The 11,547-nt window shown below is 67.6% G+C and carries 12 protein-coding genes; 11 read left to right on the forward strand and 1 reads right to left on the reverse strand.

Annotation, left to right across the window (positions count from 1 at the left end; all coding sequences use genetic code 11):
* The first annotated feature begins 17 nt into the window (after positions 1–17).
* Together VHA82_RS10320 and VHA82_RS10325 are read left to right on the forward strand one after the other, a co-directional pair.
* On the forward strand, positions 18–758 hold the full coding sequence (locus VHA82_RS10320) for an NAD(P)H-dependent oxidoreductase (RefSeq protein ID WP_325543194.1): 741 nt from the start codon (positions 18–20) through the stop codon (positions 756–758).
* Between the two features lie 10 nt (positions 759–768).
* Positions 769–1,647: an acyl-CoA thioesterase gene (locus VHA82_RS10325; protein WP_325543196.1), complete on the forward strand. Its 879-nt coding sequence runs from the start codon at positions 769–771 to the stop codon at positions 1,645–1,647.
* Between the two features lie 12 nt (positions 1,648–1,659).
* Here VHA82_RS10325 and VHA82_RS10330 read toward each other — a convergent pair whose 3' ends face one another.
* The gene (locus VHA82_RS10330) at positions 1,660–1,980 is read right to left on the reverse strand and encodes a 2Fe-2S iron-sulfur cluster-binding protein (RefSeq protein WP_325543198.1); all 321 of its coding nucleotides are present in this window, start codon (positions 1,978–1,980) and stop codon (positions 1,660–1,662) included.
* Between the two features lie 114 nt (positions 1,981–2,094).
* Here VHA82_RS10330 and VHA82_RS10335 point away from each other — a divergent pair, with 114 nt between their 5' ends.
* The 9 genes from VHA82_RS10335 to VHA82_RS10375 all read left to right on the forward strand — a co-directional run bounded on the left by VHA82_RS10335 (position 2,095) and on the right by VHA82_RS10375 (position 11,453).
* Positions 2,095–3,387 carry an aromatic ring-hydroxylating dioxygenase subunit alpha gene (locus VHA82_RS10335; protein WP_325543201.1) on the forward strand — a complete coding sequence of 431 codons (1,293 nt, stop codon included), beginning with the start codon at positions 2,095–2,097 and terminating at the stop codon, positions 3,385–3,387.
* Entirely contained in the window at positions 3,387–3,878 is a 492-nt protein-coding gene (locus VHA82_RS10340; RefSeq protein ID WP_325543203.1) for an aromatic-ring-hydroxylating dioxygenase subunit beta, read from the forward strand. Before VHA82_RS10335 ends, VHA82_RS10340 begins: the two co-directional genes overlap by 1 nt.
* 8 nt (positions 3,879–3,886) lie before the next feature.
* Entirely contained in the window at positions 3,887–4,708 is an 822-nt protein-coding gene (locus tag VHA82_RS10345) for an enoyl-CoA hydratase/isomerase family protein (protein ID WP_325543205.1), read from the forward strand.
* Complete coding sequence (locus VHA82_RS10350) at positions 4,708–5,436, forward strand: SDR family NAD(P)-dependent oxidoreductase (protein WP_325543207.1); 729 nt, start codon at positions 4,708–4,710, stop codon at positions 5,434–5,436. The genes VHA82_RS10345 and VHA82_RS10350 overlap by 1 nt, the downstream gene beginning before the upstream one ends.
* Positions 5,433–6,365, forward strand: a complete 933-nt coding sequence (locus tag VHA82_RS10355; protein WP_325543209.1) for an alpha/beta hydrolase — start codon at positions 5,433–5,435, stop codon at positions 6,363–6,365. The genes VHA82_RS10350 and VHA82_RS10355 overlap by 4 nt, the downstream gene beginning before the upstream one ends.
* Entirely contained in the window at positions 6,362–7,822 is a 1,461-nt protein-coding gene (locus VHA82_RS10360; RefSeq protein ID WP_325543211.1) for a hydroxymethylglutaryl-CoA synthase family protein, read from the forward strand. Before VHA82_RS10355 ends, VHA82_RS10360 begins: the two co-directional genes overlap by 4 nt.
* A gap of 12 nt (positions 7,823–7,834) precedes the next feature.
* On the forward strand, positions 7,835–9,037 hold the full coding sequence (locus VHA82_RS10365; RefSeq protein ID WP_325543213.1) for an acetyl-CoA acetyltransferase: 1,203 nt from the start codon (positions 7,835–7,837) through the stop codon (positions 9,035–9,037).
* Between the two features lies 1 nt (position 9,038).
* Positions 9,039–9,833 carry an enoyl-CoA hydratase/isomerase family protein gene (locus VHA82_RS10370; protein ID WP_325543215.1) on the forward strand — a complete coding sequence of 265 codons (795 nt, stop codon included), beginning with the start codon at positions 9,039–9,041 and terminating at the stop codon, positions 9,831–9,833.
* 108 nt (positions 9,834–9,941) lie between these two features.
* Positions 9,942–11,453, forward strand: coding sequence for a 3-hydroxyacyl-CoA dehydrogenase (locus tag VHA82_RS10375; protein WP_325543217.1), 1,512 nt, complete (start codon positions 9,942–9,944; stop codon positions 11,451–11,453).
* Positions 11,454–11,547: the final 94 nt, after the last annotated feature.

The raw sequence follows: 11,547 nt of genomic DNA on the forward strand, positions 1-11,547 counted from the left end.
GGTTTATTATATAGCACATGAACGTGCTCACCGTCTTCGCCCACCCCGAACCTCGCTCATTCGGCCGTGCCCTGCTCGACGCCGGATCGTCCGCGCTTCGCAGCGCGGGGCACGAGGTGACGGTCTCCGACCTGTATGCGATGAACTTCAATCCCGTCGCGGGCCCCGGCGACTTTTCGGCGCGACGATTCCCGCAAGCGCTGCAGTACGACCGCGAACAGAAATTCGCGCACCAGCACAACGCCTTCGCCCCCGACATCCAGGCCGAGATCGACAAGCTGCTCGGATGCGACCTGCTGATCCTGCAGTTCCCGCTGTGGTGGTTCTCGGTGCCGGCGATCATGAAAGGCTGGATCGACCGCGTGCTCGTCAACGGCGTGGCGTATGGAACAGGCAGGCGCTTCGACACCGGCGGCATGCGCGGCAAGCGGGCGATGATCGCCACGACGACGGGTTGCTATCCGGAAATGATGGCGCCCGACGGCTTGCTCGCCGCGTTCGACATCAACCTCTGGCACCTGCAACACGGCACGCTGGCGTATTCCGGCTTCGACGTGCTGCCCGCGTTCAAGGCATGGTCGATCCAGTACACGGACGAAGCCTCGCGCGCGGGCTACATCGAGGCGTACGTGGAGCGCATGCGCGGCGTCGAAAACGACGAACCGATCCCCTCGCACACCCTGCAGGACTTCGGCGCCGACTGGCGGCTGAAGGACGGCATCGCGCCGCGCACCGCCGGCCACAGGCGCATCGCCTGAGGTGCACGCGATGCAGGAGCGATGGAACGGGCTCGACCTGGGCGTCATTCTCGCGCTGGACTCTATCGGGCCGGCGCACTGGCGGACGCGGCACGGCGACCCGAACATGAACGGCCGCTCGTACGGCGGGCAGCTGCTGGGCCAGGCGATGATGGCGGCGCTCATGGACATGCCCGACGACCGGCGGCCGACGATGATGCAGTTTGTCTTCCTGCAAGGCGCGATGCCCGAGGAGCGCATCGACCTTCGCGTCCATGACTTGCAAGCCGGCAAGCGCTTCACCTCGCGCCGCGTCGACGGCTCGCAGGCGAACGGGCGCAGGGTGCTGGACGCGCAAGTGACGTTCGCAAAGCGCCTCGATGCGCCAGAGCACGGCGCAGCGCGTGCGCACCTTCGCGAAGAGCAACCCGAGTCATTCGCGACGCTCGACGACGTCCCCGAGCACGTGCTCGAGGAAATCACTCGGCTGGGGGGCTACTCGCGGGACCGCAAGCCGAGCATCGAATTTCGCATTCCGCAAGCGAAACGGCAACTCGACCCAGCGCGCATGACGGATACGTTTCGCTTCTGGATGCGCACGGCAAGACCCGTCGGCCCCGATCCTCGCGTTCAAGCCGCCGCATTCGCCTATCTGTCGGACTGGTGGCTCAATTTCAGCTCGCTGGGCATGCACCTTCGCGACGTGGGCTCGCGAGGCCTCTACATCGCGAGCCTCAACCATGCGTTGTGGCTGCATCGGCCCGTTCGCGCCGACGAATGGATGCACGTCGAGTCGGTGAGCCCTGTCGCGGCGCACGGGCGCGGCTTCGCGATCGCATCCGTCCACGATTTGGCCGGCCGCCGCATCGCCACGGCGACGCAGGAGTGCCTGATGGGCTTCGTCGACTGAAGCGGGGGCGCCTCAGACCTGCTCTTGCGGCAGGTGAACGACGATGCCTTCGAGCTGCGGCTTCATCCGGATCTGGCAGCAAAGGCGGCTGTTGGGGCGCAGGTCCGGCACGCCTTCCAGCATGAACACTTCGGTTTCGGATTTTTCCGGCAACTCGGCCGCCCAGCGCTCGTCCACGTAGCCGTGGCAGGTGGCGCAGCTGCACGAGCCCCCGCAATCGCCCAGGATGCCCGGCACGCCGTTGTCGAGCGCGACTTGCATCAGGCTCTTGCCGATCGGCGCATCGACTTCGAAACGGTCTCCGGAATGCTCGATGAAAACGACGGTGGGCATGGTGGGCCTTTCCTCGGGAAACGACGGTTTCGGATGTGTTGACATAGTCCGTCGCGTCGGTCTATTATTGCATCCGTCACGCCCGCAAACAACCCCTTCGCGGAGATTCATTCCTTGAGCAGCTGCGCCACCATCCCGATCGCCGCCGCCGGCCGGTCGCCCGCGAACATCCCGCTGGACCCGCTGGTCAAGGAAGACCGCGTCCACGGGTCTCTCTACACCGACCCCGCCATCTACGAAGCCGAACTGCGCGCCATCTGGTTCAAGACCTGGGTGTATGTCGGCCACGAAAGCGAGATCCCCAACGCCAACGATTTCGTCATGAAGTCCATCGGGCCCGAGCCGGTCATCATGACCCGAGGGCGCGACGGCAAGATCAACCTGCTGCACAACCGCTGCCCGCACCGCGGCAATCGCGTGTGCATGACCGAGCGGGGCAGCGCGCGGTCCTTCACCTGCCCTTACCACGGCTGGACCTTCTCGAACGACGGCGCGCTCAAGGGCTATCCCTTCCCCTCCGGCTACGAAGGCGCGAATCGCGACGAACTCGGCCTGGGGCGCGTGCCCCGTGTGGGCAACTACCGCGGATTCATCTTCGCTTCGATGGCAGCCGAAGGCCCGACGCTCGACGAACATCTCGGCGCGGCCATGAAAGCGATCGATGCCCTGTGCGAGACCTCGCCCGAGGGTGAGGTGCAGCTGACAGCCGGGTTCCTGAAGCACAAGGTCAAGGCCAACTGGAAGTTCCTGGTCGAGAACGAAACCGACGGCTATCACCCGTCGTTCGTGCATGCGTCGATCTTCGAAGTGGCCCAAAGCGGGATCGGCACGCTCTACAGCAGCGAATCGTCGGCCGTCTCGCGCGACTTCGGCAACGGGCACACGGAAAACGACCTGCGTCCCGAGTTCCGCAAGCGCGGCGTGCCCATGGGCTGGTTCGGCACCACGGCCGACAAGCTTGCCGATTACACCGCGCGGATGAACGCGGCCTACGGCGAAGAGAAAGCGCGCAAGATCATGATCGATGGCACGCCGCACATCATGATCTTCCCGAATCTCTTCATCGCGGAGATCCAGATCTTCGTGATCCAGCCCGTTTCGGTGAACGAGACTATCCAGCACGTCACCGCGCTGCAGTTCAAGGGCGCGCCCGATCTCAACCGCCGCATGCGCCAGCAGACGATGGGGTCGGTCGGCCCCGCGGGTTTTCTCCTGGCGGACGACGCCGAGATGTACGAGCGCACGCAGATGGGGGTGCAGATGCTGAGCCCGCAGTGGCTCTACCTCGGGCGAGGCAAGCACCGCGAGCGCCGCGACGAGGACGGCTTCCTGATCGGCGACGCGACGGACGAAGTGCCGAGCCGAGGCATCTGGCGGCACTGGCGCAAGCTGATGGAGGCCGCGTGATGCGCCTGACGCCCGAACAGCGCGCCGTCCTCGAGGACGTGACGCAGTTCATCTACCGCGAAGCCCGCCTGCAGGACGAGCATCGCTACGACGAGTGGGAAAAGCTCTGGACGCACGACGGCCTCTACTGGGTGCCGGCAAACGGCGAGGGCGGAGATCCGGAGCATGAAATGTCCATCATCTACGACAACCGCTCGCGCATCGGGTTGCGCGTGCGGCAGTTCTACACCGGCAAGCGCTTCAGCCAGACGCCGCAGTCGCGCCTGCGCCGCCTGGTCTCGAACGTCGAGGTGGTGGAAGACGACGGCCGCGAAATCCGTGCGGCGTCCAACGCCATGGTGTTCGAATCCCAGACGCGCGGCGACACCGTGTGGGCTTCGCGAAACGAATACACGCTGCGCCGTGAAGGCGAGGACTTGCGCATGGTGCGCAAGAAGGTCGTGCTGGTGAACAACCAGACGGCCCTGTGGTCGATGGCATTCCTGATCTAGGAGAGCGCATGGCAGGCTCGCACCGCGAACAACTGATCGCCGAAGGTCCCGTCCTCCTCTCGCTGAACGAGGAGGGCGTGGCGCACATCCGCCTGAACCGGCCCGAGTCGGCCAATGGCTTGAACGTGGAATTGCTCGAGGCACTGCACGATGCGGTGCTGACGGTGCACGGCGACGGCCGCGTGCGCGCGGTCCTCATCACTGGCGAGGGCAAGAACTTCTGCGCGGGCGGCGACGTGCACACATTCCTGTCGAAGGGCGCCGGCTTGCCCGACTACATCCGCGTGGCGACGCGTTACCTGCAGCAAGTCGCATCGGGCCTCCTCAGGCTCAACCCGCCGGTCGTGAGCGCCGTGCAGGGGTTCGCCGCCGGCGGCGGGGGGATGGGCCTGGTGTGCTCCTCCGATTTCGTCCTGGCCGGCGAGTCCGCGAAGTTCCTCGCCGGTGCCACGCGCGTGGCGATGGTGCCCGATGCCGGCGTGTCGGTGACGCTCGTGCAGCTCGTCGGCATGCGCCGTGCTATGGAAATCCTGATGCTCAACCCGGTGATCCCGGCGCGGGAAGCCCAGGAGATCGGCCTGATCACCCGCGTCGTCGCGGACGACCAGCTCGCGCAGGAAGCGATGGCGCTGGCCAGCCAGCTCGCCGCGGGCGCGCCAGCCGCGCTTGCCCATACGAAGCGCCTGCTCTGGAGCGGGGTCGGGCAGGGTGTCGAGGCGGTCATGCACGAAGAGAACAACACGCAGGCGATCCTCAGCGGCATGGCGGATGCGCGCGAGGGCCTGGCCGCGGTGATCGACAAACGCTCGCCGCGTTTCACGGGACGTTGATGGCACCCGCACGCAGAGCGCTCGTCACGGGCGGAGCCAGCGGCATCGGCGAAGCGGTCGCGCGCCGGCTCGCCGCGTGCGGCTTCGCCGTCGTGATCGCCGACATCCGGGAAGACCGCGCGAAGTCGCTCGCCGCCGAGATCGGTGCCGCGGCGATGCGGATGGACGTGACCGACTTCGACGCGGTGCGCGCCGGCCTCGCGCCGCAGCCGGCCTTTCACGTCCTCGTGAACTGCGCGGGGATCGATCAGCACGCCTTCTTCACGGAGACGGGCCCGAAAGACTGGCACCGCCTGATCGCCGTGAACCTCGAATCGGTGCTCAACACCACGCACGCCGTGCTGCCCGGCATGCAAGCGGCGGGCTATGGGCGCATCGTGAACGTCGCCTCGGAAGCGGGGCGCCTCGGTTCGCGCGGCGGCTCGGTCTACGCGGCGGCCAAAGGCGGCGTGATCGCGTTCACGCGCTCGATCGCGCGCGAAAACGGCCGCAAGGGCATCACGGCCAACGTCGTCGCCCCCGGCCCCATCGATACGCCCCTGCTGCGCAAGGCGGTGGACGACGGCGGTGAAAGGCTCATGAGCGCCATGACCGGCGCGACACTCGCCGGGCGCCTGGGCACCGCCGGAGAAGTCGCCGCGGCCGTCGCCTTCCTCGCGTCGGAAGACGCGGGCTACATCACCGGCGAAGTCCTTGGCGTCTCGGGCGGAATGGGGTGCGGTGCATGAGCGCAGAGCACGCCGGCGTCGAACGCGTGATCGCGCGCGTGAAGTCCGTGTACGGGCGATGGCGCCGCGACACCACGCCCGCGCAGATGCGTTCGGATTGGGACGATCTCTTTTCCGCGCGAGGCGACGCGGCCGTTTCGGACGTGGTCGCAAATGGCGTGCCTTGCCGTTGGCACACCGCCTCGGGTGCCCGGCCGGATCGCGTCGTCCTCTATTTCCACGGTGGGGGCTTCCAGGTGGGATCGCTCGATTCGCACCGCGAGATCATGTCGCTCGTGTCCGGATACTCGGGCGCGCGCGTGCTGGGCGTGGGCTACCGGCTCGCGCCCGAACACCGCTACCCGGCGGCGCACGAAGATGCGATGGCGGTCTTCGAGTGGCTGCGGGCGCAAGGCATCGACGCGCGGCACATCGCGCTCGCCGGCGACTCCGCCGGTGGCGGCCTGGCGCTGTCGCTCGCGCTGGCCCTGGAAGAGCGCGGCCGAGCGTTGCCCGCCGCGTGCTATGCGATGTCCGCGTGGACCGACCTCACGGCGTCGGGCGAGAGCTACGAAACCCGCGCTTCGATGGACCCGATCCATCAGAAGCCCATGATCGTCGCGATGGCGCGCAACTACCTCGGCCCCGCACGGGAAGCCTCCGACCCGCGTGTGTCGCCGCTCATGGCAGCGCCCGCGCGCCTTTCGAAACTTCCGCCGCTGCTGCTTCAGGTGGGCGAGCGCGAGACGGTGGTGAGCGATTCCGAAGCCTTCGCGCGCAAGGTGCGCGAGGCGGGCGGCAAAGCCGAAGTGCAGGTCTGGCCCGGGATGATCCACGTCTTCCAGCAGTTTCCCTCCGAATTGCGCGAGGCGCACGACGCCTTGGCGCAAGGCGCCACATTCCTGGCCGCGCGGCTGGGCATGCAACCCCCAACAGAGAGTTCTCAATGATCGGAATCACCGCATACGGCGGCTATGTGCCGAGGCTGCGCCTCTCGCGCTCCGCAGCGGCGCAGGCCAACGCCTGGTACGCGCCCCAGTTCGCGAACCGCAAGGGCACGCGTGCGATGGCGAACTGGGATGAAGACGCCATCACGATGGCCGTCGCGGCCGCTCGCGATTGCCTCGGGCCGTCGGAGGACCGCGGCCACGTGCGCGGCGTCCTGCTCGCATCGAACACGCTGCCGTTCGCCGAGCGCCTGAATTCGGCCGTCGTCGCCGGCGCCTTGACGCTCGACGACGACGTCGATGCGGCGGACACCGGCGGCTCGCAGCGCGCGGCGCTCGGTGCGCTGACGCAGGCCGTGGCGCGCGCGAGCGCGGGCGGTGGCGACACCCTGGTGCTCGCGGCCGACGCGCGCAAGACGCGCGCGGGCTCGCAGCAGGAGCTGGAATACGGCGACGGCGCGGCTGCGGTCCTCGTCGGACGCGAGGAGGTTGTCGCGCAATTCCTGGGCGCGGGCACGCTCTCGGTCGACTTCGTGGACCATTTCCGCGGCGCGCACGAGGAGATCGACTACGCCTGGGAAGAGCGATGGGTGCGCGACGAAGGCATCTCCAAGCTCGTGCCGCTTGCGGTGCGCGCGGCGCTCGAGCAGGCGAAGGTGCCCGCTGCGGAAGTGGATCACTTCATCTTCCCCTCGACCTTCGCGAAGATGGATGCCCAGATCGCCAAGTCGTGCGGCATCCGCGCGGAAGCGCTGGCCGATGCCATGCTGGACAAGGTTGGCGACACGGGCGTTGCCCATGCGCTGCTGATGCTCGCTGCGGTGCTCGAGCGCGCGGCACCGGGCCAGGTCATCGTTGTCGCCCAGTTCGGCAGCGGTGCGCAGGCGCTCGTGTTCCGCGCGACCGAGCGCATCCGCTCGTTCAAGCCGCAGCGCGGCGTGAGCGAATGGGTCGCCCGCGGCGTGGAAGAGAAGAACTACACGAAGTTCCTCTCGTTCAAGGGCCAGCTCGCGCTCGAGCGCGGCATGCGCGGCGAACAGGACAAGAAGACCGCTCTGTCCACGGCGTGGCGCCACCGGACCGCACTGCTCGGGCTCGTCGCGGGGCGCTGCGAGGTCACCGGGAGCGTGCACTTTCCGCCGTCACGGCTTTCGTACGACCAGGGCAAGCCGCTGCAGGACACGCAGAAGCCCTACAAGCTGGCCGACCGGCCCGCGAAGATTCTTTCGTGGTCGGCCGAATACCTGTCGTACCACCCCGCTCCCCCGCATCACTACGGCCAGATCGATTTCGAAGGCGGTGGCCGGATCCTCATGGACTTCACCGACCTCGACGTCGGCGAAGTCGACTCCGGCACCCCGATGGAGATGGTCTTTCGCGTGAAGGACGTCGACGAGCGCCGGGGCTACACCCGCTATTTCTGGAAGGCGACGCCGGTGCGTCCTTCCGCCACACACTGAAGGGAGCGCATCATGGCCACGGGAATCAAGGACAAGGTCGCCATCCTCGGGATGGGATGCAGCAGGTTCGGCGAGCGCTGGGACGCGAGCCCCGAAGACCTCATGCTCGAGGCCTACACCGAAGCGATGGCCGACGCCGGCATCGCGCCGGAACAGATCGGTGCGGCCTGGTATTCGACGCACATGGACGACGTCGGCACCGGCCGGGGCGGCACGCCGATGAGCATCGCGCTGCGGCTGCCGAACATCGGCGTGACGCGCGTCGAGAACTTCTGCGCCGGTGGCTCGGAGGCGATCCGTGCCGCCGCGTATGCCGTGGCGGCGGGCGCGTGCGACATCGCGCTGGCCGTCGGCGTCGAGAAGCTCAAGGACACCGGCTACGGCGGCCTGCCCATGGCGCAGGTCGGCACGTACATTCCGCAGTGGTATCCCAACGCGGTCGCGCCCGCCAACTTCGCGCAGCTCGCGAGTGCGTACCGCACCCGGCACGGCATCGATGCGGCGCTTCTGAAGCGCGCGATTTCGCACGTGTCGGTCAAAAGCCATGCCAACGGCGCGAAGAACCCGAAGGCGCACCTGCAAAAGCCGATCACCGAAGAGCAATGCCTGAACGCGCCCACGATCGCGGCGCCGCTCGGCCTCTTCGACTGCTGCGGCGTCTCCGACGGCGCCGCGGCGGTCATCGTGACGACACCGGACATCGCTCGGGCGCTCGGCAAGAATGACCTGGTGACCATCAAGGCCCTGCAGGTGTCGGTCTCCAACGGCTGGGAACTGCAATCGAACCAGTGGGACGGCAGCTACGTGCACACGGCACGGATCGCCGCGAAGAAGGCTTACTCCGAGGCGGGCATCACGAACCCGCGCCGGGAGCTGAGCATGACGGAGGTGCACGACTGCTTTTCCATCACCGAGCTCGTGACGATGGAAGACCTCGGCCTGTCCGAAGAGGGATGCGCGGTGAGGGACGTGCTCGATGGCGTCTACGACGCCGGCGGCGAAGTGCCGTGCCAGATCGACGGCGGGCTCAAGTGCTTCGGACACCCCGTCGGCGCGAGCGGCATCCGGATGCTTTACGAGATCTACCTGCAGTTGCAAGGACGCGCGGGGCCGAGGCAGTTGTCCAACCCGAAGTCCGGCCTCATCCACAATCTGGGCGGCCAGCCTTCGCAGAACATCTGCTCGATCTCCATCGTGGGCCTCGAGGGCGCCTGAGGTGAGCGCCCCCGTCGTTTTGCGCGACGAGCCGGCTTCTCATGTCGCGCGCCTGCTGATCAACCGCCCGGACAGGCGCAACGCCATCGACTTCGATGTTCGCGAGCAACTGGCGCTGCACCTGCGCGACGCTCTCGCGGACAAAGGCGTGCGCGCGATCGTGTTCGGCGGCGTGGGTGGCGTGTTCTCCGCGGGGGGCGATCTTCCGAGCATGGCCGGCCTGTCGCTGGAAGGCGCGCGGGAACGCATGCGACACATTCATGGCCTCTGCCGCCTGGTTGCGAGCGCGCGCATCCCCGTGGTGAGCGCGATGGAAGGCTTTTCGGCCGGAGCCGTCGTGGGCCTGGCGCTGCTCGGCGATCACATCGTCGCGGGGCCGGGCACGAAGATTCTGTTTCCCTTCCTGAAGCTCGGGCTCGTGCCCGACTGGGGCCAGCTCCTCACGTTGCCGCGCCGCGTGGGCATCGGCAATGCGCGCCGCATCCTTGCGAGTGGCGAAGCGCTCGGGGGCGAGGAGGCGTGCCGCATCGGCCTGGCCGACCAGCTGGTGCCCGATGCGGACGTGATGCGCGCTGCCGTCGACAAGGCGGCGGAACTTGCGGCGCTGCCGCTGGAAGCGTTTGCGCGGATGAAGCACCGCCTGAACGACGTGTCGGCATCGCTCGCCGAGGAGCTGGCTCGAGAAGAAACCGATCAGGCCGCGTGCCTCATCGGCGAAGAATTCGCGGAAGGCTTCGCGGCATTCGGTGCGAAGCGCAAGCCGGACTTCGTCGACATGACTGGACATCCGAAGTGATTGAATCGAACGCCGGCTCGCCATGCGTTCTCGTCACCCGGGACGGCGCCGTCGCGCTGGTGACGCGACGACGTCGGCGGCAAGCCTGAATTCAGGGGGAACTGACAAATGTCGAGTGCACGGATGATCGTCGGTGTGGTTGGCGGCGGCACGATGGGCCGCGGCATCGTCCAGCTCTTCGCGCAGTCGGGTTTCGCGGTCCGTTGCCACGACGCGCAGCCCGGCGCGGCCGCCAGGGCGGTGGACCATGCTCTCGGAATGATTGCGCGCTCCGTCGAAAAGGGGCGGATGACGCAGCAGGCTTATGAAGCCGTGCGAAGCAGCGTCTGCGTCGCCGATGATCTGCAGGCCCTTGCCGGCTGCGCCCTGGTGGTCGAGGCCATCGTCGAAGACCTCGCCGTGAAGCGCGACCTCTTTTCCAGACTGGAGGCCATCGTCGCGGCCGACACGATCCTTGCCACGAACACGTCTTCCCTGACCGTTGCCGAGATCGCCAGCGGCTGCTCACGGCCACAGCGCGTGGCGGGTCTGCATTTCTTCAATCCGGTGCCGCTCATGAAGGTGGCCGAGGTGATCGCCGCCGTGCGCACGTCGCCTTCGGTGACAGCGACCTTGAAGGACGCGGTGGAGCGCACCGGCCACCGCGCCGTCGTCGTGGCCGACCAACCGGGCTTTCTCATCAACCACGCGGGCCGGGGCCTCTACACCGAAGGCCTTCGCATCGTCGAAGAACAGGTTGCGTCGGCTGCCGATGTGGACGACGTGCTTCGGGATGCGATGGGTTTTCGCATGGGACCGTTCGAGCTGCTGGACCTGACGGGCCTGGACGTGTCGTCGAAGGTCATGACGTCCATCTATGAACAGTTCCAGCACGAACCGCGCTTTCGGCCGTCGTCGCTCGTCGCGCCGCGGGTTTCGGCAGGCCTCTACGGCCGCAAGAGCGGCGAAGGCTGGTACCGGTATGACGAACAGGGAAAGAAGGTGCCGCCTCCCGCGCGCAACGTGCCGGCACCAGGCGGTGCGCGGAGCGTCTGGCTGGCTGCCGGCACCCCCGGCGGCTTGAAGGATCTCGTTCGCGAGGCCGGCTGGGCCGTCGTGCAGGAAGCCGGCCGCGCGGAAGTCGCGATCCTCGCGCCGTGGGGCAGCGATGCGACGACCGCGGCCGTGGCCGCAGGCGTCGATCCGCGCATTGCCGTCGCGGTCGATCCGATGACGGCGTTCGAGCTGCGCCGCACGCTGATGATCACTTCGGTGACGACCGCGCACGCACGCGATGCGGTCCACGCCTTGCTCGCGAGCGACGGCACGCCCGTCACGCTCATCAACGACAGCTGCGGCTTCATCGCCCAGCGCGTGATGGCGACCATCGTGAACATCGCCGCGAACATCGCGCAGCGCGGCATCGCGGATGTCGCGGACCTCGAAGCTGCCGTGCAGCTGGGCCTCGGCTACCCGCTGGGGCCCCTCGCATGGGGCGACAGGATCGGCGCGCGCAACGTGCTCGCGATCCTGCAAGGCGAGCTCGCCCAGACCGGCGACCCGCGCTACCGCGCCAGCCCGTGGCTGCAGCGGCGCGCGATGCTCGGCCTGCCGCTCACGACGCCGGAGGCAGCGCGTTGACAGCAGGAAATTGCGGCAGGAAACGGCGGCAGGAAACGGCGACAGGAAACGCCGACATCGAACACCTGCGCGCCTGAATTCATCGATCAACCAG

It is taken from the genome of Ramlibacter sp. (assembly GCF_035548915.1).
In the GTDB taxonomy this organism is placed as follows: domain Bacteria; phylum Pseudomonadota; class Gammaproteobacteria; order Burkholderiales; family Burkholderiaceae_C; genus Ramlibacter.

Coding starts and splice junctions, on each gene's coding strand:
- VHA82_RS10320 (WP_325543194.1), top strand. CDS start 18: ATGAACGTGCTCACCGTCTTCGCCCACCCCGAACCTCGCTCATTCGGC.
- VHA82_RS10350 (WP_325543207.1), top strand. CDS start 4,708: ATGGCACCCGCACGCAGAGCGCTCGTCACGGGCGGAGCCAGCGGCATC.
- VHA82_RS10355 (WP_325543209.1), top strand. CDS start 5,433: ATGAGCGCAGAGCACGCCGGCGTCGAACGCGTGATCGCGCGCGTGAAG.
- VHA82_RS10330 (WP_325543198.1), bottom strand. CDS start 1,980: ATGCCCACCGTCGTTTTCATCGAGCATTCCGGAGACCGTTTCGAAGTC.
- VHA82_RS10360 (WP_325543211.1), top strand. CDS start 6,362: ATGATCGGAATCACCGCATACGGCGGCTATGTGCCGAGGCTGCGCCTC.
- VHA82_RS10365 (WP_325543213.1), top strand. CDS start 7,835: ATGGCCACGGGAATCAAGGACAAGGTCGCCATCCTCGGGATGGGATGC.
- VHA82_RS10375 (WP_325543217.1), top strand. CDS start 9,942: ATGTCGAGTGCACGGATGATCGTCGGTGTGGTTGGCGGCGGCACGATG.
- VHA82_RS10325 (WP_325543196.1), top strand. CDS start 769: ATGCAGGAGCGATGGAACGGGCTCGACCTGGGCGTCATTCTCGCGCTG.
- VHA82_RS10345 (WP_325543205.1), top strand. CDS start 3,887: ATGGCAGGCTCGCACCGCGAACAACTGATCGCCGAAGGTCCCGTCCTC.
- VHA82_RS10340 (WP_325543203.1), top strand. CDS start 3,387: ATGCGCCTGACGCCCGAACAGCGCGCCGTCCTCGAGGACGTGACGCAG.